Source organism: Streptomyces sp. WM6372 (assembly GCF_001279655.1).
GTDB lineage: Bacteria > Actinomycetota > Actinomycetes > Streptomycetales > Streptomycetaceae > Streptomyces.
On sequence record NZ_LGDB01000093.1, the window covers coordinates 85,581 to 108,923 of the forward strand.

Here is a 23,343-nt window from a genome sequence, read left to right on the forward strand (position 1 = left end):
TTCCGCATCCGGCCGCACATCCGGACGGCATCCGGTTTCCGGCCTTCTTCCGCGGTCCACCTGGCGGAGGAAGGCCGTTCGCGTACCCGAACGCGGCTCTTCGGGGCGGTGAGCCACCGGTCCGGCCCCCGGCCTGTGACGGCCGAATGGCGATCGTGTGACACCAGGGGCCATGGACATGACGTAGGGGGCCGGGCGTGAATACGGTCGGACGACAAGCCGTTGAACAGAACTGTCTCCCTACCACTTGGAGCTCTTCGTGCACCGCAAAGTCATCGCCCCGAGCGTGCTGGCCGCCTCCCTCCTGCTGGTGATCCCGGCCTCGGCGGCGAGTTCGGTCCAAGGGGCCCCGGGTATCGGCGATCCCTACTACCCGGTCAGCGGCAACAGCGGATACGACGTGTCCCACTACGACCTGCGCCTGCAGTACCAGCCGAAGACGGACCTGCTGGAGGGCACCGCCACCCTCCTGACCACCGCCAAGCAGGACCTCTCCCGCTTCAACCTGGACTTCGGCCTGAAGGTCAGCGAGATCCGGGTCAACGGCGCCAAGGCGAAGTTCGCCACCTCCGGGCAGCACGAGCTGGAGGTGACCCCCGCCCAGCCGCTGAAGAAGGACACGCCGGCGACGGTCGTCGTCAAGTACGCCGGGAAGCCCTCGGAGTTCAAGATCGACGGCTGGTCGGCCTGGCAGCGCACCCCGGACGGCGGCGTCGCCGCACAGGAGCCCGACTCGGCCGTCTGGTGGTTCCCGAGCAACGACCACCCGCTCGACAAGGCCACCTTCGACATCTCGGTCAACGTCCCCGACGGCACCCAGGCCATCAGCAACGGCGTGCTCCAGTCGCAGAGTTCCCGGCTCGGCTGGACCCGGTACAACTGGCGCTCGAACAAACCGCAGGCCACGTACCTCGCCACCCTCGCCATCGGCAAGTTCGACGTCACCACCGACAAGACGGCGAGCGGTCTGCCGATCCTCAACGCGTACAGCAAGGACCTCGGCGACAACGCGGGCGCGGCGCGCGCGAGCGTGGAGCGGACCGGAGAGGTCGCCGAATGGCTGGAGGGCGTCTTCGGGCCGTACCCCTTCAACGCCCTGGGCGGGTACGTGCCCAACGTGCCGTCGAGCTTCGCGCTGGAGACGCAGACCCGGCCGTTCTACAGCCCGAAGCAGTTCGCGAACGGCGCGAACGTCTCGGTGATCGTGCACGAGCTGGCCCACCAGTGGTACGGGGACAGCGTCTCCGTCGACGGCTGGAAGGACATCTGGATCAACGAGGGCTTCGCCCGCTACAGCCAGTGGCTGTGGTCGGAGAAGGAGGGCGAGGGCACCGCGCAGGAGCTCGCCGACTGGACGTACGGGCAGCGCCCGGCGGACGACCCGTTCTGGCAGGTCAAGCCGGGTGACCCGGGCCCGGACAACCAGTTCCACGGGGCCGTGTACGACCGCGGCGCGATCGCCTTGCAGGCGCTGCGCAACGAGGTCGGCGACGAGACGTTCTTCCGGATCCTCAAGGGCTGGCCGACCGAGCGGGCCTACGGCAACGCCAAGGTCGGGGACTTCGTCCGGTACGCGGAGAAGGTGTCGAACAAGCCGCTGGCGCAGCTGTTCGAGACCTGGCTGTACACCCCGGGCAAGCCGGCGTTCGCCCCGCCGGCCGCCGCGGCCCCGACCGCCCGGTCCCTCAAGGCCCCCGCCGCGAAGCCGGTGGAGCCGAAGTCCTGGAAGAAGATCGCCGAGACGAACACGATCCACGAGCACTGATCGGCGTACGTACGGACACCCGCGCGCCGGCGCCCCTCAGGGGGTGCCGGCGCGCCACCGGGCCCGGGCGGCGCGCGCGATGGGCAGGTACCGCAGGCGCTCCGGCAGCAGCGGTACGAGGAGCCGTACGGCCGTGCTGAACCGCCGGAGCCTGCGCTCCTGCGCCGGGCTCCACTCCAGCCCGATGGCGGCGCGGGCCTCGGGCGGCATGTACCCGACGGTGGCGAAGGCCCGGAAGCGCAGGAACGCCGCCCGCAGCACCGGCCAGGTGAGCCGCAGCAGCAGCCGCACGGGCAGGGAGCCGCCCTCGGGCCTCGGCAGCGGCACGTCGGTGGCGACCAGCTCGCGGGCGACCTTGGTCGGCTCGATCTCCTCGGCCAGCATCCTGCGGTAGTAGACCCAGTACTCCTCGATGCTCTGGGGCATGTCGCGGTCGTGCAGGCCGAGGATCCGGCCCACCTGGAGCCACTCCCGGTACAGCTGCCGCTCCTGCGCGGGGGTGAAGCGGCGCAGCAGGTAGCGCCCGGCGTACAGGTAGATCGGGAAGCCGGTGGCGTGCACCCAGGAGTAGCAGGCGGGGTCGAGGGAGTGGTAGCGCCGCCCCCGGGTGTCGACGCCCTGGATCTCCTTGTGCAGGCGGCGCACCCGGCGGCCCTCCTCGGCGGCCTCCGCCCCGCCGTACACCCACAGCTGCACGGAGCGCAGGGAGCGCTCTCCGCGCCCCCAGGGGTCGGTACGGAAGACCGAGTGCTCGTCGACGCCGGCGCCGATCGCGGGGTGGGCGACCTGCATGGTGAAGGCGGCGGGCAGCATCAGCAGGGCCCGGACGTCGCCGGAGATGGTCCAGAGCACCCCGCCGGGGGCCGGCGGCTCGGGATCGGGGCGGCGGGCGGCCGTCGGTCCGGGTGCGGGGAGCTCTGTTTCTCTCATGGTTCCAGTATGCGAGTGCTGAAGGTTCGGGTCGCGAGTGCCAGACGTCCGCTCCCGGACAGAAAGTCTTGTCACGGGTGTTACCCAGAGGTAACCGCGGCTGCTTGGATGACGGAGTCGATCTCCCCCCTGCAGGAATGATGGAGACCTCATGCTGCACACCAAGCTCCGCCGCAACCGCGCCGCCGCCACGGCCGTCGCGGCGATCGCCGTCGGCGCACTGGCCGCCACCAGTGCGCCGGCCGCCTCGGCCGCGGAGAGCGCCGCGGCCCCGCGGCTCAGCGTCCTCACGTACAACACGTTCCTGATGAGCAAGAACCTCTACCCCAACTGGGGTCAGGACCACCGGGCTTCGGAGATCCCCAAGGCGTCCTTCTTCCAGGGCCACGACGTGGTCGTGCTCCAGGAGGCCTTCGACAACGGCGCCTCGGACGCGCTGAAGTCCAACGCCTCGGCGCAGTACCCGTACCAGACCCCGATCGTCGGCCGCAGCAAGAGCGGCTGGGACGCCACGGGCGGCGCGTACTCCTCGACCACCCCCGAGGACGGCGGCGTCACGATCCTCAGCAAGTGGCCGATCGTCCGCAAGGAGCAGGTCGTCTACAAGGACGCCTGCGGCGCCGACTGGTGGTCCAACAAGGGCTTCGCCTACGTCGTGCTGAACGTGAACGGGACCAAGGTCCACGTGGTCGGCACCCACGCCCAGTCCACCGACCCGGGCTGCGGCTCCGGCGAGGCGGCGGACATGCGCGCCCGCCAGTTCAAGGCGATAGACGCCTTCCTGGACGGCAAGAACATCCCGGCGAACGAGCAGGTCATCGTCGCCGGTGACATGAACGTCGACTCGCGCTCCCCCGAGTTCGCGTCCATGCTCGCCAACGCCGACCTGGCCGACTCCGACTCGCGCACGGGCCACCCGTACTCGTTCGACACCGCGCTGAACTCCATCGCGAACTACCGCTACCCGACGGACCCGCGCGAGGACCTCGACTACGTCCTCTACCGCAAGGGCAACGCGCGCCCGGCGGGCTGGGAGAACAACGTGGTCAAGGAGGAGTCGGCGCCCTGGACGGTCTCCAGCTGGGGCACCTCGTACACGTACACCAACCTCTCCGACCACTACCCCCTGATCGGCCGCTAGCCCGCGGGCCGGTACGCACGCCTGCCGAGCGACCAGAACCACGGTCCAGCGCGGGGACGCACAACGCCCCCTCTCGGCCCGGGGCCGGGAGGGGGCGTTTTCGTGCTGTCCGGGGGACGGCTACCGACAGTCCTCGTCTACAGCGTCCAGCGCCGCGCCCCACGGATACGGGCGCTTCTCGCCCGGGGCGTTCGGCTCGAACCCGCCCGGCCCGTACAGCACGCGGACCCCGGCCCCGCGCAGCGTCTCCAGCGACGACGGGAACTGCGGGTGCTGGGCATACGCGCTGTTCACGCAGGGCATCGTCGACAGCGGGATGCCCTTGCCGATGGCCTCGGCAACGAACCCGACCAGCCATGTACCGGTGATCCCGAGCGCCCAGGAGTTCAGCGTGTTCATCGTCGCCGGGGCCACGAGCACCGCGTCCGCAGGCGGCCACACGTCCGGGTGACCGGGGCGCTTGTACCGGTAGCGCACCGGGTGCCCGGTCAGAGCGGCCAGCCCGTCGAGGCTGTCCTCCAGCCAGTCGGCGGCCGTCGGCGTCAGGCCGAGGCACACGTCCCAGCCGCGGCCCTGTGCCTCCTCGATCACGCCCGCGATCTCGAAGACGGGCGGGGCGGCGGAGCAGAGCAGGTACAGAGTCCTCGTCGTCATGGCTGACGAGCCTATGCAATCGCCCCCGATCCTGAAGGAGTCGGGGCGAGGGCCGACCGGGCGCATCGTGCGCGGGTACCGTCCATGATGACGAGTCTTGGACGGAGACCAGTATGTCCGCACCTGACGATGACCGCACCGGATCTCGGATCCAGGAGCAGCGGCGGCTCGCTCGCCTGACACAGCGCGAGCTCGCCGACAGGATCCCGTACAGCCTCAGCCTCTTGAGCCAGGTCGAATGCGGGGCGCGCCCCGCGACTCCCGGCTTCGTGGCCGCCGTGGCGCAGGCGCTCAGGGTGGACACGTCCCAGCTGACAGGACCCCCGGCCGTGACATCGCTGCCACCTGATCGGCTGGTCGCACTGGTCGCTCCGATCCGGGAGGCCCTCGACCGGTACGACCTCGGCCCGCACCCCGATCTCCCCACCGTCCGGCCGGTGCCGCAGCTGACCGCCGCAGCGGACGCTTCGTGTCAGCAGGTGCGGGCCACCCACCTGCGCGCGGCGGCCAAGGCGCTGCCGGCCCTCATTCTGGAGCTGACGCACACCGCGTGGACAGAGCCGTCAACGCCGGTGTGGCGGGCGCTCGCCTCCGCCTACCGGACCGCACACGACGTGGCGCTCAAGCTCGATCACCCGGACCTCGCCCGCGTCGCCCTGGACCGGATGGGCTGGGCTGCGGCCCGAGCCTCAGATCCCTGCATCGAAGCGGTGCAACGCTACAAGCGGGCCACCCTGTGGCGCTGCGCCACGTCCACGCCGCTGATCCTGTCGGGCCAGAGCCTGCTCGCCGGGGATGCGAGGCGCGAGGCCCTCGCGGTGACCGGCCAGCTCCACCTCGGCATGGCCACCGTGGCCGCGAAGAACGAGGACGCAACCGCCGTTGAGACGCACCTGGCGGCGGCCCGGGAGCTGGCGGACCGGGTGGGCGGCGAAGCCGGGGATGTGCACTGGCTGTCCTTCGGGCGGGTGAACGTACGGCTGCACGAGCTCGGCGCTTCAATCGCGATGCGGCAGTTCGACGACGCGCTCGGCCGGGCTCGCACCCTGAAGCTGCCGGCGTCGACGCTGACCTCGCGGCGTGCCCGCTACCTCGTGGACCGGGCGCTCGTGGAGATGGAAGCGGGCTCCGCGAAGACGTCGCTGAAGTTCCTGACCCAGGCGCGGCAGGTGGCACCGGAGCAGACGCGGCATCTTCCGGGTACCCGGACCACGATCCGCGGGTTGGTGCACATGTCGCGGCGGGCGCCCGACGGTCTCGGGGGGATGGCCCGCTGGATCGGGCTGTAGCACTCACAAATCTGTGAGTGTTGGCGCTCTGCCGGAGCGTCAGGCTGGTGTCACCACCCGCTGACGACGGTAGGGAGCCGCCATGAACAGCACGGATGCCACGGGCCAGGTCTGCGCGCGCTGCCAGCGCGTGATCCGTGGCGGCGGGCAGAAGCTCATCCCGCATTCCGGGTCCGGGGCCCGTCCGACGGTCTGGTCGCACGACATCCGAGACCCGTCGTGCCGGCCCAGGGCCACAAGCGACGAGCAGTGACCGAGCGCGTGCGTCAGCTCCTATACGTCGCGATCGTGCTCGGCATCCTCGCCGTGATCGCCGTCAGCACCCACTAACCCCGCCCCTGCGTCCGTCCATTTCCCCCGGCGGCGCCCGTGGCGGGTACCTCGCACCATCGGAATCTCACCGAGGAGCAACCCATGACATCGCCCTCTCCTGCGTGCAGCACCGGCCCCACGCCGCCCCCGCCGCCCTACACCGGCACCACGGCCACCGCCCTGTCCCCGCGGGCGCTGCTGTCCGACGCGCAGTTCAACGGCGTCATGCACACGGTCCTCAACGGCAACCCGGGCATGGAGCCGGAGATGGCCGGCCGCATCGTCGTCGAGGCAATCGCGTTCCTCGCCACTGCGGCGAAGAGCACGACGTCTCTGGTCCCGTCCCGCGTGGTTGACGAGGGCTGGCACGCGCTCATTCTGCACACCGGCCTGTACCAGGGCCTGTGCTTCAGGCTGGGTGGCTTCATCCACCACGTGCCCGAGCGCCCGGATCCGGGGCAACGGTCGCAGTCGAGCGTCGAGCGGACGGTCGCAGCGATGGAGGCGGCCGGGTACACCCCGGATCGCGATCTGTGGCGGGGCCCGGAGGACACCACCGTGTCGGTCGCGGCGGACTGCCAGCACTCGGATGACGGAGGCACGGTCATCATCACGCCCAAGCCGAAGTAGGTAGGCTCCGCGCCATGACTGAGTGGATCGACCCCCGGTACGAGGACGTCGTCGCCGCGCTGCACGAGCACGAGCGGACGGGTTGGCGCGAGCTTCAACAGCCGGTCCGCGGGTTCATCGTGCCGGAGCCCGGCGACATCGACTGACCGCACCGCACTCCAGCCCCGGCCGGGTTTCCGGTCGGGGCTACTCGCTGATCGGCCGGGTACGCGACGGCGCTAGTCGGCCCGGGTGCGCTGCCATTCCGCCGCGTACTCCTGGAAGATCTCCCTCAGGTGGTGGCCGACCTTGAGGTAGTCGAGGTCGTCGAGGTTGGCCAGGGAGACGCGGACCGACCACTGCGGGCCGTCGAAGCCGCCGCCGTTCAGCAGTACCACCGAGGTCTGTTCCGCGAGGCGGAACAGGGGGTCGACGGGCTCGTAGTTCTTCTCCAGGAACTCCGCGAACTCCTTGCCGTGGACCCGCTCCGCCTCGGCCAGCAGGTCGAGTTCGACGTAGTACCCGGCCCGCCGGTCGTCTTCCGCGATCTTCATTCCGGCGCCCTCCAGCAGCAGGCCGAGCCTCCTCCGGACGATCCCGCGGACCCGCTCCTTGTACGCCTGGCCCTCCTCCAGCAGGTCGAACAGCGAGAAGAGCACCATCAGCGCCTGCTGCGGCGGGGAGAGCCCCGCCGTGTGGCCCAGCGCCACCGAGCGGGAGTCCGCGACCATCCGGTCGATGAACCGGATGGTCGCCGGCTCCGGGCTGAGCGAGGCGTACCGCCGGGCGAGCCGCTCCGTCTCCTCCGGCGGGAGGTCCGCGATCATCTCGTCCACGAGGTTGTCGTCGTGCAGGCCGATGACGCCGAGCCGCCAGCCGGTCGCCCCGTAGTGCTTGGAGTACGAGTACACCAGCAGCGTGTTGCGCGGCAGTTCGGCGGCGAGCGAGCGGAAACCGGGTACGAACGTGCCGTACACGTCGTCGGTGACGATCAACAGGCGCGGGTTGGCGGTGGCCACGATCTCCTTGATCTGCCCCGCCACCCGGTCGCTCAGCGCGAGCGAGGGCGGGTTGCTCGGATTGACCAGGCAGACCAGCTTGACCTCCGGGTCGGCCAGCTTGGCGACCTCCTCCGGCGGGTAGCGCCACTGGCGCACGCCCGTCTCGGCGAAGAGGCTCGCGCTGACGTTGACCACCTCGAACTGGAAGGTGTCGAGCCCGGGGATCTCGATGTACGGGGCGAACACCGGGGTCATCAGGGCGATCTTGTCGCCCTTGCGGAGGATCCCGTTCTGGACGAGCGAGTCGAAGACGTAGCACATCGCGGCCGTGCCGCCCTCGGTCGCGAACAGCGACAGGCGGTCCACGGCCGGCCGCTCACCGAAGATCTCGAAGTCGAGGTAGCCGCGCACGATCTGCTCGGCGTGCACCAGCATCCGGTCCGGCACGGGGTAGTTGTCGCCGATCACGGCGTCGGCCAGCTCGTGCACGAGGGCGTCCTTGTCGAACCCCCATCGCGACAGGGCGTACGCGACGCACGCGGAGAGCAGCTCGGTGCCGGGCAGCTCCGGGTGGCGGCGCATCCACGAGTCGAACCGCTTCCCGATGCCGCGGCGCTCCGGCATCCCGCCGAGGTGGTCGGCGGTCCACACGCGCCGGGACTCGTCGAGGGCGAAGTAGCCGAGGGCGTGGAAGGCCTCGCGGGGGCCGGTGGCGATCCAGTTGGGGTTGCCGCGGCCCGCGTTCAGCATCGCGCGGGCGGTGGTGTCCTTCTGGCCCGGCCGGTCGGCCTGGGCCGCATGGGCGAGCTGGATGAACCTGTCCTTCAGCTCGAACGGGCTGAGCCGTGCGAGGGACTGGATCTCCTCGCGGCTGAAACGGGTCTCCGGCATCTTCCCAGCCTCGTCCGGCGGGCGCCCGCGCGCCCACCGGACGGGGCCATCCGGGCTACCGCTCCCCGGCCCGGCGCGGTTCCTCGTACGGGTCGTACGGGTCATACGGGTCGGCGTACAGCGCGTCGATGAGGGCGCCGTACTTCTCCCGGACCACCCGGCGGCGCAGCTTCAGCGACGGGGTGAGCTCCCCGGACGCGGGGCCCCACTCCTGCGTCAGCAGCCGGTACCGCTTGATCTGCTCGGTCCGGTTGAGCCGGGCGTTGGCCGCGTCGACCGCGGCGGCGATCTCCTCCCGGACGGCCGGGTGCCCGGCGAGCCCGGCGAGCGAGCCGGCCTCGATGCCGCGGGCCGCCGCCCAGGCCGGGGCCACCTCCCCGTCCAGCACCAGCAGGGCGACGAGGTAGGAGCGGCCGTCGCCGTGCACCAGGGCCTGGCCGATCAGCGGATGCTCCTTGACGGTGTTCTCCACCAGGGCCGGCGAGACGTTCTTGCCGTTCGAGGTGATGATGAGTTCCTTCTTGCGGTCGGTCAGCCAGAGGAACCCGTCCTCGTCGAGCCGGCCGACGTCCCCGGTCGGGAACCAGCCCTCGGCGTCGTGCGCGCTCTCCACCGTCCCGTCGGGCCGCAGGTAGCCGGCGAAGACGGTCGCGCCCCGCGTGAGGATCTCCCCGTCCTCGGCGAGCCGCAGTTCCAGCCCCTCGATCGGCCGCCCCACCGAGCCCAGCCGGAAGCCGTCCGGGCTGTTGATCGTGCACACGCCCGAGGTCTCGGTGAGCCCCCAGGCGTCCATGATGGTGATCCCCCAGCCCGCCCAGAACCTGACCACGTCGATGGGCATCGGCGCGGTGGCGCTGGCCGTCCACACCAGCCGGTCCAGCCCGGCCAGGCCCAGCAGCGGGTCCAGCACCTGCTCCTTCGCCCGGGCGTACGAGGCTTCGAGCGCGGCCGGGATCCGCTCGCCGCGCTCGCGGTGGCCGGCCCGGGCGCGGGCGAGGTCGTTCGCGGCCTCGATGGACTCCCGCTGCGCGGCCGGAAGCTGCGCCAGCACGGCCCGTACGGACGCGGCGAGCTTCTCCCAGACCCGGGGCACCCCGAAGAACTGCACCGGGTGCAGCTCGCGTACGGCGGCCCCCACGGCGGCCGGGTCGGCGACGAGCCGGACGTGCGCGGCCCGCAGCAGCGGCAGGTAGATGCCGAGGATCCGCTCGGCGATGTGCGCGAACGGCAGGTAGCAGATGTGCTCGGCGTGCTCGGGCAGCTCCGTGCGCCCGTCGATGCGGACGGCCTGGAGCATGATGTTGCGGTGCGTCAGCCGCACGCCCTTGGGGTCGCCGGTGGTGCCGGAGGTGTAGACGACGGTCAGCGGGTCCTCGGGGCGGGTCTCCCGCCAGGCCTTCTCGAAGGCGTCGGGGCGGTGCGTACGGGCCCCGCTCGCGTACAGGGAGCCGTACGTGCGGTGTGGACCCGCCTCGGCGGCCTCGGCCACGACCAGCTGCTCCAGGGGCACCCGGGCGTCGGCGAGCAGCGGTTCCCAGCGGGCCAGCTCGCTCGCGCCTTCGAGGACGGCGACCCGGGCCCGGCTGTGCCGGGCGATGTGGGCGATCTGCTCGGGCGCGGAGGTCCCGTACACGGTGACGGGGACGGCGCCGAGGTGGACGAGGGCGAGGTCGGTCAGCCAGTGCTCGGGCCGGTTGCCCATCATGATCAGGACGTGTTCGCCGCGTTCTATGCCGAGGGCGGCGTATCCGGAGGCGAGGACGGCGACCTTGCGGCGGACCTCGGTCCAGTCGAGGGTCGTCCAGCCGTCACCCTCGCGCCAGGAGAGGGCGGGCAGAGCGCCGTGCTCGGCGGCGTTGCGCGCCAGCAGGGCGGGGATCGTGAGCTCTTCGGGTCGTCCGGGCAGTCGCAGTTTCATGGTCATGGGCAGCTCCTGGCCGTTTCACATCGTTGGTGCGACAGCAATACTGTTGAACCCAAGCTGTGGAGCAGAGAGCGAGGCGCAGACGATGGCCGACCAGGCACCCGAGCCGATGCTCACCGTCGACGAGCTGGCGGCCAGGGCGGGCGTCACCGTGCGCACCGTTCGTTTCTACAGCACGCGCGGGCTTTTGCCCCCTCCCGTGATCGGCCCGCGTCGGGTGGGGCACTACGGGCCGGAACACCTCTCCCGGCTGGCGCTGATCGAGGAACTCCAGCACCAGGGCATGACCTTGTCCGCCATCGAGCGCTATCTGGACGCGCTGCCCGACGACCTGAGCGCGCACGACCTGGCGATCCACCGCGCGATGGTGTCCAGTTGGGCTCCGGACGCGCCGCAGGAGGTGTCGCGGGAGGAACTGGAGAAGCGGGCGGGGCAGGGCCTGTCGGACACCGACGTCCGGCGGCTGACGGCGATGAACGTGCTGGCGCCGGCCGGGGAGGGCTTCCGGGTGGACGTGGGGCTGCTGCGGCTGGGCGTCGCGCTGCTGGACGTGCCGATCGCGCACGAGACGATCCTGGCGGCGCGCACGGTGCTGCTGGAGCATGCGCGGACGGCGGCGCACGAGCTGACGGCGCTCTTCCGGGACGAGGTGTGGAGTCCGTTCACGCGGGGCGAGAGCGATCCGGAGCGGGTGGAGTCGATGAAGGCGCTGTCCGCGCACATGCAGCCGATGGTGGTGCAGGCGCTGGTGACCGCGTTCCAGCGGTCGCTGAAGGAGGAGCTGCGGGCGGCGTTCGTCTCGGAGTCCGCCGACTCCGAGTGAACGCCGCCCGCGGCGGTGCTGCGGGTACTACAGGTGTTGCGGGTACTACGGGCGTTGCGGGTACTACGGGTACTACGGGTATGACAGGTGTGACGGGTGTGACGGGGTTCAGTCGGCGTACGTCTCGCCGCGCTCGGCCTTCGCCACGAGCGAGGCCGGCGGGGTGAAACGCTCGCCGTACTGGTCGGCCAGCTCGCGGGAGCGGGCGACGAAGCCCGCCAGGCCGCCCTCGTAGCCGTTGATGTACTGGATCACGCCGCCGGTCCAGGCCGGGAAGCCGATGCCCATGACGGAGCCGATGTTGGCGTCGGCGATCGAGGTCAGGACGCCCTCGTCGAGGCAGCGGACGGTGTCCAGGGCCTCGGAGAACAGCATCCGCTCCTTCATGTCCTCGAACGGGATGTCCGCGTCCGGCTTCGCGAAGTGCTCGCGCAGGCCCGGCCAGATACCGGCGCGCTTGCCGCTCTCGTCGTACTCGTAGAAGCCGGCCCCGCCGCTGCGTCCGGGGCGGCCGAACTCGTCGACCATCCGGTCGATGACCGTGTCCGCGGGGTGCGGGGTCCACGCGCGGCCCTCGGCCTCGAAGGCCTTGCGGGTCTCGTTGCGGATCTTGCGCGGGAGGGTGAGGGTGAGCTCGTCCATCAGGGAGAGCACCTTGGCCGGGTAGCCGGCCTGGGCCGCGGCCTGCTCGACGGAGGCGGGCTCCACGCCCTCGCCGACCATCGCCACGCCCTCGTTGATGAACTGGCCGATGACGCGCGAGGTGAAGAAGCCGCGCGAGTCGTTGACGACGATCGGGGTCTTGTTGATCTGCCGTACGAGGTCGAAGGCGCGGGCGATGGCCTCGTCGCCGGTGCGCTCGCCCTTGATGATCTCCACGAGCGGCATCTTGTCGACGGGCGAGAAGAAGTGCAGTCCGATGAAGTCCTCGGGGCGCGAAACGCCCTCCGCGAGGCCCGTGATGGGCAGCGTGGAGGTGTTGGAGCAGAGCAGCGCGTCGGGGGCGATGACGTCCTGGATCTCCTGGAACACCTTGTGCTTGAGGGAGGTGTCCTCGAAGACGGCCTCGATGACGGCGTCGCAGCCCGCCAGGTCGGCGGCCTCGCCGGTCGGCGTGATCCGGGCGAGCAGCTCGGTGCGCTGGGCCTCGGTCGTACGGCCGCGGGAGAGCGCCTTGTCGAGCAGCTTCTCGGAGTACGCCTTGCCCTTCGCGGCGGCCTCGGCGGAGACGTCCTTCAGCACCACCTCGATGCCCGCGCGGGCGCAGGAGTACGCGATGCCCGCGCCCATCATGCCGGCGCCGAGGACGGCGACCTTGCGGACCTTGCGCGGCTCGATCCCCTGCGGGCGGCTGCGGCCGGCGTTGACGGCCTGGAGGTCGAAGAAGAACGCCTGGATCATGTTCTTGGCGGTCTGCCCGGTGACCAGCTCGGTGAAGTAGCGGGCCTCGATGGTCAGCGCGGTCTCGAAGTCCACCTGGGCGCCCTCGACGGCGCAGGCCAGGATGTTGCGCGGGGCCGGGTACGGGGCCCCGTTCAGCTGCTTGCGCAGGTTGGCCGGGAAGGCCGGGAGGTTGGCCGCGAACTTCGGGTTCGACGGCGTGCCGCCCGGGATCCGGTAGCCGGGGACGTCCCAGGGCTGCTTCGACTCGGGGTTGGCGTCGATGAAGGCGCGGGCCTTGGCCAGCATCTCCTCGGGGGTGTCGGCCAGTTCGTGGACGAGGCCGTTGTCGAGGGCGCGCTGCGGGTTGTACTGGGTGCCCTGGAGCAGGACCTTGAGCAGCGCGTCGGCGATGCCCATGAGGCGCACCGTACGGGTGACACCGCCGCCGGCCGGGAGCAGGCCGAGGGTGACCTCGGGCAGGCCGATCTTGGAGCCGGGGGCGTCGAGGGCGACGCGGTGGTGGGAGGCGAGGCAGATCTCGTAACCGCCGCCGAGGGCCGCCCCGTTGATGGCGGCGACGACGGGCTTGCCGAGGGTCTCGATGCGGCGCAGCGAGCGCTTGATCGCGGTGCCGGTCTCGAAGGCGAGCTGCGCGTGCTCGGGGCGCAGCCCGATCATTTCCTTGAGGTCGCCGCCCGCGAAGAAGGTCTTCTTCGCGGAGGTGTAGATGATGCCGCGGATGGAGTCCTTCTCGGCCTCGGCGCGGTCGGCGATCGCGGCGATGGAGTCCTTGAAGGCCTGGTTCATCGTGTTGGCGGACTGGTTGGGGTCGTCGAGGGTCAGGGTGACGACGCCGGTCTCGTCCTGTTCCCAGCGGATCGTGGTGGACTCGCTCATGTTCTCGCTACTTCCGTGTCTGAGAGGAGGTCTGGGGGATACAGGACGTGGTTCAGAGGCGCTCGACGATGGTGGCGACGCCCATGCCGCCGCCGACGCAGAGGGTGACGAGCCCGTAGCGCTTGTCCTGGCGCTCCAGTTCGTCGATGACCGTGCCGAGCAGCATCGCGCCGGTGGCGCCGAGCGGGTGGCCGAGCGCGATGGAGCCGCCGTTGACGTTGACCTTGTCGAGGGAGACGCCCATGTCCTTGACGAAGCGCAGGACGACGCCGGCGAAGGCCTCGTTCATCTCGATCAGGTCGATGTCGTCGATGGTCAGGCCGGCCTTGGCCAGGGCCTTGCGGGTGGCCGGGGCGGGGCCGGTGAGCATGATGGTGGGCTCGGAGCCGGAGACGGCGGCCGAGACGATCCGCGCGCGGGGCGCCAGGCCGTTGCGCTCGCCCGCCTCGCGGGTGCCGATGGCGACGAGCGAGGCGCCGTCGACGATGCCGGAGGAGTTGCCCGCGTGGTGCACGTGGTCGATCTTCTCGATCCAGTGGTACTTCTGCAGGGCGACCGCGTCGAAGCCGCCGAGGTCGCCGATGTCCGCGAAGGACGGCTTGAGCCCCGCGAGGGTGTCGGCGGTGGTGCCGGGGCGGACGAACTCCTCGTGGTCCAGGACGACCAGGCCGTTGCGGTCGGTGACCGGGACGACGGACTTCGCGAAGCGGCCGTCCTTGATGGCGGTGGCGGCCCGCTCCTGGGAGAGGGCGGCGTACTCGTCCACGTCGCGCCGGGAGAAGCCCTCGATGGTGGCGATGAGGTCGGCGCCGATGCCCTGCGGGACGAAGCCGGTGTCCCAGTTGGTCATGGGGTCGTTGAACCAGGCGCCGCCGTCGGAGGCCATCGGGACGCGGGACATGGACTCCACGCCGCCCGCGAGGACGAGGTCCTCCCAGCCGGAGCGGACCTTGGCGGCGGCCAGGTTGACGGCCTCCAGGCCGGAGGCGCAGAAGCGGTTCTCCTGTACGCCGGCCACCGTGTCCGGGAGTCCGGCGGCGATGGCCGCGATCCGGGCGATGTCGGAGCCCTGGTCGCCGACCGGGCCGACGACGCCGAGGACGATGTCGTCGATGGTGGCGGGGTCCAGGCCGGGGTTGCGCTCGCGCAGGGCGTTGATCAGGCCGACGACCAGGTCGATCGGCTTGGTGCCGTGCAGGGCGCCGTTGGCCTTGCCGCGGCCGCGCGGCGTGCGGATCGCGTCGTATACGTACGCTTCGGTGCTCACTGGTCAAGCCTTTCGGGGAGGAGTCTGGCGTTAGCCGAGGAGGGAGCGGCCGATGATCTCTTTCATGATCTCGGTCGTGCCGCCGTAGATGGTCTGGATGCGGCCGTCGGTGAAGGCCCGGGCGACCCGGTACTCGCTCATGTAGCCGTACCCGCCGTGCAGTTGCAGGCAGCGGTCCGCGACCCGCTTCTGGAGCTCGGTCGCCCACCACTTGGCCATCGAGGCGTGGACGTGGTCCAGCTCGCCGTTGGAGTGGTCGACGATGCAGCGGTCGAGGAAGCTGCGGGTGACGGCGCACTCGGTGGCCATCTCCGCTATCTCGAAGCGGATGTGCTGGAGCTTGGAGAGCGGCCGCCCGAAGGCCTCGCGCTCCTTCACGTACGTGGTGGTGATCTCCAGCAGGTGCTCGGCGGCGGCGATGCCGGCCATCGCGATGCCCATCCGCTCCTGCGCCAGATTGGTCATCAGGTGGACGAAGGCCTCGTTCAGCTCGCCGAGCAGGTTCTCCTTGGGGACGCGTACGTCGTGGAAGAACAGCTCGGCGGTGTCCTGCGCCTTCTGGCCGATCTTGTCGAGGTTGCGGCCGCGTTCGAAGCCCTCCGCGCCCCGCTCGACGACGAGCAGCGACAGGCCGTGCGCCCCGCCCTCCGGGGTGGTCTTCGCGACCACGACCACCAGGTCGGCCAGGATGCCGTTGGAGATGAAGGTCTTCGATCCGTTGAGCACCCAGTGGTCGCCCCGGTCCTCGGCGCTGGTCCGGATGCCCTGGAGGTCCGAGCCCGCGCCCGGCTCCGTCATGGCGATGGCGGTGATCGTCTCGCCGGAGCAGAAGCCGGGCAGCCAGCGGCGCTTCTGCTCCTCGGTGGCGAGCGAGGTCAGGTACGGGCCGATGATGTCGTTGTGCAGGCCGATCGCGAGCCCGGCCGCGCCCGCCCGGGTGAACTCCTCGGCGATCACGGCGGCGTAGCGGAAGTCGGTGTTCCCGCCGCCCCCGTACTCCTCCGGGACGGCCAGGCCCAGCAGGCCCTGCCGGCCGGCGGCCCGCCAGGCCTCGCGGCTGACGATCCCGTCCTTCTCCCACTGCTCGTAGTGCGGCAGCACCTCCTTGGTGAGGAAGGTGCGGACCGTTTCGCGGAACGCCTCGTGGTCGGCGTCGAAGATGCGGCGTTGCATCGGGGCCCCCTAGAGCCAGCTCTTGACGGTTTCGATCAGCCGGGCCGGCTCGGCTCCGACGGGTGTGACGTTCAGCATGGTGACGCCGGCTTCCCGGAAGGCCTCGACCCGCTCGCGTACGTAGCCTTCCGGCCCGCACAGCGTCATGAGCTCGCAGAACTCGTCCGGGACGGCGGCCGCGGCGTCGCGCTTGCGGCCGGAGAGGTAGAGCTCCTGGATCTTCCGGGCCTCCTCCCCGTACCCGTAGGCGACGGCGAGGTCGTTGTAGAAGTTCTTGCCGACGGCGCCCATCCCGCCGACGTACAGCGCGATCTGCGGGCGCGCGAGGTCCCGTACGGCGGCGGCGTCCTCGCCGATCGCGAGCAGCCCGCCGGCCACGGTCTGGAGCGGGCCGAGCTCCGGGGCGCGCAGGGCCGCGCCCTCGGCGAGGGCGCTCCCCCACACGGCGCGGGCCTTCTCGGGGAGGAACAGGGTGGGCAGCCAGCCGTCGGCGATCTCGGCGGTCATCCGCACGTTCGCGGGGCCGAGCGAGGCGATGTAGACGGGGACCGCGTCGCGGACCGGACGGGTGAGGATCTTCAGCGGCTTGCCGTGCCGGCCGCCCTTGGAAGGGGGCAGCGGCATGTCGGTGATGCCGTGGTGGTCGATGGTCTCGCGGCGCCAGATCCGGCGGCACAGCTCGACGGTCTCGCGGGTCCGGCCGATCGGCTTGTCGTACGGCTTCCCGTGCCAGCCCTCGACCACCTGCGGGCCGGAGGCGCCGAGGCCCAGCAGCGCCCGGCCGCCGGAGATCGCGTCCAGTCCGGCGGCCGTCTGGGCGATGAGGGCCGGGGTGCGCGAGTAGACGTTGAGGATGGCCGAGCCGATCTTCATCCGCTCGGTGCGGGCGGCGAGGTAGCCCATGATCGTCGGGGAGTCGAAGCCCCAGGCCTCGGCGACCCACACGGCGTCGAGTCCGGCCGCCTCCAGCGCCGCCGCCTCGTCGGCGGCCCGGCGCGGGTCCCCGGCGTAGTCGAGCATCATGGACAGTTCCATCAGACCTCTTTCGGGAGCAGGGCCGGTACGTCCCAGTCGCGGGCCACGGATTCGGTGTGCGCGCCCGGCAGGGCGGGGCCCGCGGTGACCGCGGCCGGGGTGGCCGAGAACCGGGGCGCGGGGGCCGGCTGGGTGATCCCGCCGAAGTCGGTGAAGGTGGCGCGGGCGGCGAGGTGCGGGTGGTGCGGCGCCTCGCCCAGGGACAGCACCGGCGCCACGCAGGCGTCGGAGCCCTCGAAGACCTCCGTCCACTCCTGGCGCGTACGGGACTTGAAGTGGGCGGCGACGGCCTCGCGGAGCTCGCCCCAGCGGGCCAGGTCCTTGCGGGCCGGGGCCTCGTCCTTGATGCCGAGCAGCTCGACGAAGGTGTCGTAGAACTGCTGCTCCAGCGCGCCGACCGCCATGTACCCGCCGTCGGAGGTCTCGTACGTGCCGTAGAACGGGCAGCCGCCGTCGAGGAGGTTGGCCCCGCGCCGGTCCTGCCAGCCGCCGGCCGCCATCATGCCGTGGATCATGGCGGTGAGGTGGGCGGTGCCGTCGACGATGGCCGCGTCGACGACCTGGCCGGCGCCGCCGGGGGTGCGGGCGTGCTGGAGGGCGGCGAGGACGCCGATGACCAGGTACAGCGAGCCGCCCGCGTAGTCCCCGACGAGGTTGGCGGGGACGGCCGGCGGCTCCCCCGGATTGCCGATCATGCCGAGGGCTCCGGTGACGGCGATGTACGCGATGTCGTGCCCGGCGGTGTGCGCGAGCGGGCCGTCCTGGCCCCAGCCGGTCATCCGGCCGTAGACGAGCTTCGGGTTGCGGGCGTGACAGTCGGCCGGTCCGACGCCGAGCCGCTCGGCGACCCCGGGGCGGAAGCCCTCGATCAGCACGTCGGCCCGCTCGACCAGGTCCAGCACCCGGGCGGGGCCCTCGGCGGACTTCAGGTCGACCAGGACGGACCGCTTGCCGCGGTTGGTGACGTCGTACGCGGGGTTGACCGCGAGCCCGCCGCCGCCGGGGCGGTCCACCCGTACGACGTCGGCCCCCAGGTCGGCCAGGAGCATGGCGGCGAACGGGCCCGGGCCGATGCCCGCCAGTTCGACGACGCGCACGCCCGCGAGCGGACCGCCGCCGGACGGGCCACCGGGCCCGCCACCGGGCGTGCCGCCGGGCGTGCCGGGCCCGCCGGGCACGTTCCCTGTCACTGCCATCGAGCCCCCAGCATCCGTAGCATCCGCGGCGCGCGCCTTTGTGTGACACAACTGATGTAACACCAGCGATGCTAGGAACGCGTTCCACTCAGCACAAGAGCAACCGCTTAGCCGGTTGACTCGTTTCGCACGCCGGGTCCCGTCTCGACCCGCGCGTCGAGTTCCTTGAGGTGCCGCTTGAGCGCGACGGTGCGGTAGCTCTCCTCCACCCACTCGCACAGCACGTCGAGGGGCGGCGCGCCCTTCTCTCCCAGCGGCACGGAGACCCAGCCGGCCTTCCCCAGCCCGTAACCGGTCGGCTCCGCCCCCGGCGCGGTCATGGCGTGGCCGTGCAGCGCCTCGTCCTTGAGCTTCACGGAGAGCCCGGGCGACTGCGGGCCGTCGGCACTGCCCAGGAACACGAAGATCTTCTTGTTGACCTTCACGACGCAGTCCTCGGGCCCCCAGGGAAACTCCATCACGGCCTCCGGCAGCCCCCGGGCAAACTCCCGCACCGCCTCCCACTTGCGCACCGCAGCCTTCACCGACGCCTCCCTCACCACAGCTCACACGCGCCCGCACGGACAGTCCCTCCCCACGCTAACGCCGCCCCCCGACGCGGGCCGGGAACCGGGCAACGGCCTTTCCGGCCGGGACCATCGGGCCCGCCCACCCCCGCCACCGATTACCGGAACCGGAATGACAGCGACATCAGCCCCGCCGTCGGCCTTTTCGGGCCCTACCCGGACAACTGCTCGGAGAACACGAAACCCCTGATCACAGCGGCAGGTGTACGACTTTCAGGCAGCTTTCGCGGCACGTCCCGCAGGCGCCCGCACTTAACGCGGGGGGCCTTAAGCGGAACGCCAGGAGCTATGTAATCTGAGCGAGCTTTCAGCCCTGGCCAAGGGCTCACGGAACATAGGGGGCTCGGTGTCCTACCGCCGACTCGCAGCATCTGCGGCCGTCTTCGCGGCCGGCATTTCTCTCATACCGGGCATGGCCCACGCGGCCGGAGCGAACTCCGGCGATGCCCAGGGCATCAGCAAGCCCGACCTGGTCCAGGACGGCCTGAAGGACACCGCCAAGTTCTCCAGCCCGGCCGACCGGTCGATCCGGAAGAGCGCACCGGTCCCCACGGGCAAGCTCGCGGCCGCCCCCATGACGGAGACCGCCGGCGCCGCCAACCCGACCCTCGCGGTCGGCCTGGACGCGTTCTCCGTCTCCGCGCACTCGATCGAGCTGGACAGCTCCGTCACCAGCGCGGCCACCCCGCTCGACATCAGCATCGCCTGGGGCGACGGGGCCACCACCGCCGCCTCGGCCTCCGGCACGCAGATCGTGACCTCCGAGCACACCTACGCGGAGCTCGGCACCTACACCGTCAAGGTCACCGTGACGGACAAGGCCGCCAACACCTCGGTCACCAACGAGGTGGCGGTCACCACCGCGGGCTCGGACTACACCCCGTACGGCCCGACCCGTCTGCTGGACACCCGCAACGGCACCGGCGCCCCGAAGAGCAAGGTCGCCGCGTACACCTCCGCGCACCTGAAGATCGGCGGGAACGGCGGCATCCCCGCCGGCGTCACCGCGGTGGTCCTCAACGTCACCGTCACCGGCACCACCAGCGGCGGCCACGTCACCGCCTTCGCCGACGGCGACGGGCGTCCGAGCACCTCGAACGTCAACTTCGTCCCCGGCCAGACGGTCCCGAACCTGGTCATCGTGCCGGTCGGCCCGAACGGCTACGTCAACCTGTACAACGGCGGCTGGGAGTCGGTCGACCTCATCGCCGACGTCACCGGCTACTTCACGCAGACGGCCTCCAGCGGCTACACCCCGCTGGCGCCGCAGCGGTTCGTCGACACCCGCAGCGGCACGGGCACCGCCAAGGGCCAGCTCGCCGGGTACGGGTCCTTCAGCACCCAGATCAGCGGCCTGGGCAAGGTGCCGGCCTCCGGCGTCACCGCAGTGGCGCTCAACGTGACCGTCACCAACCCGCGCAGCGACGGCCACCTGACCGTCTTCCCGAGCGGCCAGCAGGCCCCGACCGCGTCCAACGTGAACTTCACGACCGGTCAGACCATCGCCAACTCGGTGATCGTCCCCGTCGGCCCCGACGGCAAGATCAGCATCCGCAACGGCGGCTGGAACCCGGCCGACGTCATCGTCGACGTCGTCGGCTACTACAGCCCGCAGAGCAAGGGCTCCTACCTGCCCTTCACCCCGGAGCGGATGCTCGACACCCGTGACCCCGAGAGCCCGGTCTACGGGCCGCTGGGCGGCCGCGACTACATCTACACGCCGATGGGCGAGCCCGGCTCCGGCATCACGGGCTTCGTGCTGAACGCCACGGTGACCAACACCAAGGACAGCGGCTTCCTCGCGGTCTCCCCCGACCCGAACACGCTGGACGAGTACGACAACGACACGGCGAGCCAGCCGACGCCGCCCACCTCCTCCACGCTGAACTGGACGACCGGCAAGACCGTCCCGAACCTGGTCCAGGCGAGCACCGGCGGCACCGGCATCGTCGACTTCTGGAACCAGAGCGACGGCGACGCCGACCTCATCGTCGACGTCTTCGGGCTGTACCAGGAGAACTGACCCACCGCGCCCCGCGCCACTCGCAGCGCCCCGGGAACGGCCCTCCAGGCCGCCCCCGGGGCGCTGTTCTGCGTACGGGGAGTGCGGGTTAGCCTCAGCCACCGACAGGAGTGGGAGGAGCCGTGATGGACGACGAGGTTCAGCGGGCCGACGGGACCGCAGGGCGCGGGCGTGAGCCTCAGCGCGGACGCGAGGGTGAGCGCGGGCGCGGGCATGAGCGCGAGCCCGGGCGTGGGCGTGTCCCCGAGCGGTCCTATGACGTGGTGCTCTTCGGGGCGACCGGGTTCGTCGGGGCCCTCACCGCCGAGTACCTCGCCGCGCACGCCCCCGCCGGCTGCCGGTGGGCCCTCGCGGGGCGCGACCTCGGGAAGCTGGAGCGGCTGCGCGAGCGGCTGACCCTGCTCCACCCCGGCTGCGCGTCGCTGCCCCTGCTGCGCGCGGACGCGGGCGACGCGCGGGCCGTACGGGAACTGGCCGCCTCCACCCGGGTGCTGGCCACGACCGTCGGACCGTACGTCCTCTACGGGGCCGAACTGGTCGCCGCCTGCGCCGCCGCGGGCACGGACTACGTGGACCTCACCGGCGAGCCGGAGTTCGTGGACCGCATGTACGTGGAGCACGACGCCCGGGCCCGCGAGACCGGCGCGCGGCTCGTGCACGCCTGCGGCTTCGACTCGATCCCGGCCGACCTCGGCGCGTACTTCACGGTGGGGCAGTTGCCCGAGGGCGTCCCGCTCCGGGTGGACGGGTTCATGCGCTCCCACGCGACCTTCTCCGGCGGAACCCTGGCCTCCGCCCTGACCGCCATGGGCCGCGGACCGCAGACCCTGGCCGCGGCGCAGGAGCGCCGGCTGCACGAGCCCCGGCTGCCGGGGCGCCGCGTACGCAGCCCGCTGGGCGCGCCGCGGTTCAGCCGGGAGACCGGCACGTGGGCGCTGCCGCTGCCGACGCTGGACCACCGGATCGTGTCCCGCTCGGCGGCCGCGCTGGAGCGGTACGGGCCTGACTTCCGCTACCGGCAGTACGCCTCGGTGAAACACCTCCCGGTCGCCGTGGGCGGCGCGGCGGCGGTCGGCGGAGCGGTGGCCCTGGCCCAGCTCCCGGCGGCGCGGCGGTGGCTGATGAGCCGCTGGGAGGCGGGCCAGGGCCCGGACGCGGAGCGGCGGGCGCGCAGCTGGTTCACGGTCCGCTTCGTCGGCGAGGGCGGCGGCAGCCGGGTGTTCACCGAGGTCTCGGGCGGCGACCCGGGATACGGGGAGACCGCCAAAATGCTGGCGGAGTCGGCGCTGTGCCTCGCGTACGACGCCCTGCCGGAGCGGGCCGGCCAGCTCACCACGGCGGTGGCCATGGGCGACGCCCTGCTGGACCGGCTCCAGAAGGCGGGGATCCGGTTCCGGGTGGCCTCGGCTCGCTGAACCGGCCGGGGCCGGTGGTCAGGAGGCTTCGCGCAGGGCCCGTCGGCAGAGGGAGTCGGCGTGCCGGGTGGACTCGGGGATCCGGAAGCGCGGGCTCAGCGCGAGGGCATGGGCGCAAGCGGTGTCGAGCGAGATCCGGTGGCCCACGGAGACGTACACCGGCTTGATCCCGTCCTGCGTGCGCAGCGCCCGCCCGACGACGGCGCCGTCGGCCGCGAGCAGCGGGGCCGCGTCGCCGCGCCGCTGCCCCGGCTCCTCGTACGTGAACGTGAAGGGGTTCTTCGCGACGCCCATGCTCGGCAGCCCGGTGACGACCCCGAGGTGGCAGGCGAGGCCGAAGCCGCGGGGGTGCGCGAGCCCGTAGCCGTCGCAGACGACCAGGTCGGGGGCGGCGGTGAGCGAGTCCAGCGCGGCCAGCACGGTGGGCAGCTCCCGGAAGGCGAGGAGCCCGGGCACGTACGGGAAGCTGACGTGCCCGACGGCGGTCGCCTCCTCGACGACCTCCAGGGTGGCGGCGTCGAGGACGACGGCCGCGGCGGCGACCAGGTCGCGCTCGTCGTCGTAGGCGACGTCCACTCCCGCGACCAGCCCGCGCCCGGGGGGCGGGCCGGCCTCGTCGAGCACCACACTCTTACGCAGTTCGTCCTGTATCGCCCGGGCCTCGGCCTCATCGGCGGGGGTCTTCACACTCGTCATGATGGTGCGAGAGTAGCCTGGCGATCATGTTCGTCATGGAGCTCACCTACACCGCACCCATCGAAGACGTCGAAGACGAGCTGGACGCCCACATCGCGTGGCTGGACGGTTACTACGCCTCGGGCGTCTTCCTCGCCTCGGGCCGCAAGGTCCCTCGCGAGGGCGGCATCATCCTGGCCGCGGGCGTCTCGCGCGAGGAAGTGGAGCGCATCGCGGCGGAGGACCCCTTCGTCCTGGCCGGCGTCTGCGAGTACCGCATCACGGAGTTCATCGCGACGAAGACGTCGTCGGACTTGGCGGCGGTACGGGAGAACTCGGGGGTGTAGGGGGCTTCGGGGGGGGGGCCAAGGAAC

Annotated in this window: 20 protein-coding genes; 9 read left to right on the plus strand and 11 right to left on the minus strand. The window is 71.5% G+C overall.

The window, feature by feature from the left end:
- Nucleotides 1-259: 259 nt before the first annotated feature.
- Nucleotides 260-1,765, plus strand: a complete 1,506-nt coding sequence (locus ADK52_RS09025) for a M1 family metallopeptidase (RefSeq protein ID WP_053689270.1) — start codon at nt 260-262, stop codon at nt 1,763-1,765.
- Nucleotides 1,766-1,801: 36 nt separating this feature from the next.
- Here the strand turns inward: ADK52_RS09025 and ADK52_RS09030 are convergent, their stop codons facing one another.
- Complete coding sequence (locus tag ADK52_RS09030) at nt 1,802-2,695, minus strand: oxygenase MpaB family protein (protein ID WP_053689239.1); 894 nt, start codon at nt 2,693-2,695, stop codon at nt 1,802-1,804.
- A 151-nt stretch (nt 2,696-2,846) separates the two neighbouring features.
- Between ADK52_RS09030 and sph the strand changes: the two genes are divergently transcribed.
- Nucleotides 2,847-3,836 carry a sphingomyelin phosphodiesterase gene (sph, locus tag ADK52_RS09035; protein ID WP_053689240.1) on the plus strand — a complete coding sequence of 330 codons (990 nt, stop codon included), beginning with the start codon at nt 2,847-2,849 and terminating at the stop codon, nt 3,834-3,836.
- A 120-nt stretch (nt 3,837-3,956) separates the two neighbouring features.
- Here sph and ADK52_RS09040 read toward each other — a convergent pair whose 3' ends face one another.
- Nucleotides 3,957-4,490, minus strand: coding sequence for a flavoprotein (locus ADK52_RS09040; RefSeq protein ID WP_053689241.1), 534 nt, complete (start codon nt 4,488-4,490; stop codon nt 3,957-3,959).
- Nucleotides 4,491-4,603: 113 nt separating this feature from the next.
- On the opposite strand from ADK52_RS09040, the gene ADK52_RS09045 reads away from it, so the two are divergent.
- The 3 genes from ADK52_RS09045 to ADK52_RS44400 all read left to right on the plus strand — a co-directional run bounded on the left by ADK52_RS09045 (nt 4,604) and on the right by ADK52_RS44400 (nt 6,867).
- Complete coding sequence (locus ADK52_RS09045; RefSeq protein WP_053689242.1) at nt 4,604-5,779, plus strand: helix-turn-helix domain-containing protein; 1,176 nt, start codon at nt 4,604-4,606, stop codon at nt 5,777-5,779.
- A 414-nt stretch (nt 5,780-6,193) separates the two neighbouring features.
- On the plus strand, nt 6,194-6,721 hold the full coding sequence (locus tag ADK52_RS09050; RefSeq protein ID WP_234343574.1) for a glycine-rich domain-containing protein: 528 nt from the start codon (nt 6,194-6,196) through the stop codon (nt 6,719-6,721).
- Between the two features lie 14 nt (nt 6,722-6,735).
- Nucleotides 6,736-6,867, plus strand: a complete 132-nt coding sequence (locus tag ADK52_RS44400) for a hypothetical protein (RefSeq protein WP_267887242.1) — start codon at nt 6,736-6,738, stop codon at nt 6,865-6,867.
- Nucleotides 6,868-6,939: 72 nt separating this feature from the next.
- Here ADK52_RS44400 and ADK52_RS09055 read toward each other — a convergent pair whose 3' ends face one another.
- Entirely contained in the window at nt 6,940-8,592 is a 1,653-nt protein-coding gene (locus ADK52_RS09055) for a bifunctional aspartate transaminase/aspartate 4-decarboxylase (RefSeq protein ID WP_053689243.1), read from the minus strand.
- Between the two features lie 55 nt (nt 8,593-8,647).
- Nucleotides 8,648-10,516 carry an AMP-dependent synthetase/ligase gene (locus ADK52_RS09060; RefSeq protein ID WP_053689244.1) on the minus strand — a complete coding sequence of 623 codons (1,869 nt, stop codon included), beginning with the start codon at nt 10,514-10,516 and terminating at the stop codon, nt 8,648-8,650.
- 85 nt (nt 10,517-10,601) lie between these two features.
- On the opposite strand from ADK52_RS09060, the gene ADK52_RS09065 reads away from it, so the two are divergent.
- Nucleotides 10,602-11,339, plus strand: coding sequence for a MerR family transcriptional regulator (locus ADK52_RS09065; RefSeq protein WP_053689245.1), 738 nt, complete (start codon nt 10,602-10,604; stop codon nt 11,337-11,339).
- A 108-nt stretch (nt 11,340-11,447) separates the two neighbouring features.
- Here ADK52_RS09065 and ADK52_RS09070 read toward each other — a convergent pair whose 3' ends face one another.
- Genes ADK52_RS09070 through ADK52_RS09095 form a run of 6 tightly spaced genes read right to left on the minus strand, consistent with a single transcriptional unit; the run spans nt 11,448 to nt 18,814 of the window.
- Nucleotides 11,448-13,619: a 3-hydroxyacyl-CoA dehydrogenase NAD-binding domain-containing protein gene (locus ADK52_RS09070; protein WP_053689246.1), complete on the minus strand. Its 2,172-nt coding sequence runs from the start codon at nt 13,617-13,619 to the stop codon at nt 11,448-11,450.
- Between the two features lie 52 nt (nt 13,620-13,671).
- Complete coding sequence (locus ADK52_RS09075) at nt 13,672-14,886, minus strand: acetyl-CoA C-acetyltransferase (RefSeq protein WP_053689247.1); 1,215 nt, start codon at nt 14,884-14,886, stop codon at nt 13,672-13,674.
- Between the two features lie 30 nt (nt 14,887-14,916).
- Nucleotides 14,917-16,059, minus strand: coding sequence for an acyl-CoA dehydrogenase family protein (locus tag ADK52_RS09080; RefSeq protein ID WP_053689248.1), 1,143 nt, complete (start codon nt 16,057-16,059; stop codon nt 14,917-14,919).
- A gap of 9 nt (nt 16,060-16,068) precedes the next feature.
- Complete coding sequence (locus ADK52_RS09085; protein ID WP_053689249.1) at nt 16,069-17,094, minus strand: LLM class F420-dependent oxidoreductase; 1,026 nt, start codon at nt 17,092-17,094, stop codon at nt 16,069-16,071.
- The gene (locus ADK52_RS09090) at nt 17,094-18,353 is read right to left on the minus strand and encodes a CaiB/BaiF CoA transferase family protein (protein WP_420714824.1); all 1,260 of its coding nucleotides are present in this window, start codon (nt 18,351-18,353) and stop codon (nt 17,094-17,096) included. Before ADK52_RS09090 ends, ADK52_RS09085 begins: the two co-directional genes overlap by 1 nt.
- Nucleotides 18,354-18,397: 44 nt before the next feature.
- Nucleotides 18,398-18,814, minus strand: a complete 417-nt coding sequence (locus ADK52_RS09095; protein WP_234343579.1) for an MmcQ/YjbR family DNA-binding protein — start codon at nt 18,812-18,814, stop codon at nt 18,398-18,400.
- Between the two features lie 454 nt (nt 18,815-19,268).
- Between ADK52_RS09095 and ADK52_RS39240 the strand changes: the two genes are divergently transcribed.
- Together ADK52_RS39240 and ADK52_RS09105 are read left to right on the plus strand one after the other, a co-directional pair.
- Entirely contained in the window at nt 19,269-20,879 is a 1,611-nt protein-coding gene (locus ADK52_RS39240) for a PKD domain-containing protein (RefSeq protein WP_063783799.1), read from the plus strand.
- Between the two features lie 125 nt (nt 20,880-21,004).
- Nucleotides 21,005-22,294, plus strand: a complete 1,290-nt coding sequence (locus ADK52_RS09105; protein WP_078988164.1) for a saccharopine dehydrogenase family protein — start codon at nt 21,005-21,007, stop codon at nt 22,292-22,294.
- A gap of 18 nt (nt 22,295-22,312) precedes the next feature.
- Here the strand turns inward: ADK52_RS09105 and ADK52_RS09110 are convergent, their stop codons facing one another.
- Nucleotides 22,313-22,990: an endonuclease V gene (locus tag ADK52_RS09110; RefSeq protein WP_053689253.1), complete on the minus strand. Its 678-nt coding sequence runs from the start codon at nt 22,988-22,990 to the stop codon at nt 22,313-22,315.
- A 26-nt stretch (nt 22,991-23,016) separates the two neighbouring features.
- On the opposite strand from ADK52_RS09110, the gene ADK52_RS09115 reads away from it, so the two are divergent.
- Entirely contained in the window at nt 23,017-23,316 is a 300-nt protein-coding gene (locus ADK52_RS09115; protein WP_053689254.1) for a YciI family protein, read from the plus strand.
- Nucleotides 23,317-23,343 lie beyond the last annotated feature (27 nt).

What these genes read in the sequence shown, in the direction of transcription:
- ADK52_RS09030 (WP_053689239.1), bottom strand. Translation starts at nt 2,695, where the DNA reads ATGAGAGAAACAGAGCTCCCCGCACCCGGACCGACGGCCGCCCGCCGC.
- sph (WP_053689240.1), top strand. Translation starts at nt 2,847, where the DNA reads ATGCTGCACACCAAGCTCCGCCGCAACCGCGCCGCCGCCACGGCCGTC.
- ADK52_RS09040 (WP_053689241.1), bottom strand. Translation starts at nt 4,490, where the DNA reads ATGACGACGAGGACTCTGTACCTGCTCTGCTCCGCCGCCCCGCCCGTC.
- ADK52_RS09045 (WP_053689242.1), top strand. Translation starts at nt 4,604, where the DNA reads ATGTCCGCACCTGACGATGACCGCACCGGATCTCGGATCCAGGAGCAG.
- ADK52_RS09050 (WP_234343574.1), top strand. Translation starts at nt 6,194, where the DNA reads ATGACATCGCCCTCTCCTGCGTGCAGCACCGGCCCCACGCCGCCCCCG.
- ADK52_RS44400 (WP_267887242.1), top strand. Translation starts at nt 6,736, where the DNA reads ATGACTGAGTGGATCGACCCCCGGTACGAGGACGTCGTCGCCGCGCTG.
- ADK52_RS09055 (WP_053689243.1), bottom strand. Translation starts at nt 8,592, where the DNA reads ATGCCGGAGACCCGTTTCAGCCGCGAGGAGATCCAGTCCCTCGCACGG.
- ADK52_RS09060 (WP_053689244.1), bottom strand. Translation starts at nt 10,516, where the DNA reads ATGACCATGAAACTGCGACTGCCCGGACGACCCGAAGAGCTCACGATC.
- ADK52_RS09065 (WP_053689245.1), top strand. Translation starts at nt 10,602, where the DNA reads ATGGCCGACCAGGCACCCGAGCCGATGCTCACCGTCGACGAGCTGGCG.
- ADK52_RS09070 (WP_053689246.1), bottom strand. Translation starts at nt 13,619, where the DNA reads ATGAGCGAGTCCACCACGATCCGCTGGGAACAGGACGAGACCGGCGTC.
- ADK52_RS09080 (WP_053689248.1), bottom strand. Translation starts at nt 16,059, where the DNA reads ATGCAACGCCGCATCTTCGACGCCGACCACGAGGCGTTCCGCGAAACG.
- ADK52_RS09085 (WP_053689249.1), bottom strand. Translation starts at nt 17,094, where the DNA reads ATGGAACTGTCCATGATGCTCGACTACGCCGGGGACCCGCGCCGGGCC.
- ADK52_RS39240 (WP_063783799.1), top strand. Translation starts at nt 19,269, where the DNA reads ATGGCCCACGCGGCCGGAGCGAACTCCGGCGATGCCCAGGGCATCAGC.
- ADK52_RS09105 (WP_078988164.1), top strand. Translation starts at nt 21,005, where the DNA reads ATGGACGACGAGGTTCAGCGGGCCGACGGGACCGCAGGGCGCGGGCGT.
- ADK52_RS09110 (WP_053689253.1), bottom strand. Translation starts at nt 22,990, where the DNA reads ATGACGAGTGTGAAGACCCCCGCCGATGAGGCCGAGGCCCGGGCGATA.
- ADK52_RS09115 (WP_053689254.1), top strand. Translation starts at nt 23,017, where the DNA reads ATGTTCGTCATGGAGCTCACCTACACCGCACCCATCGAAGACGTCGAA.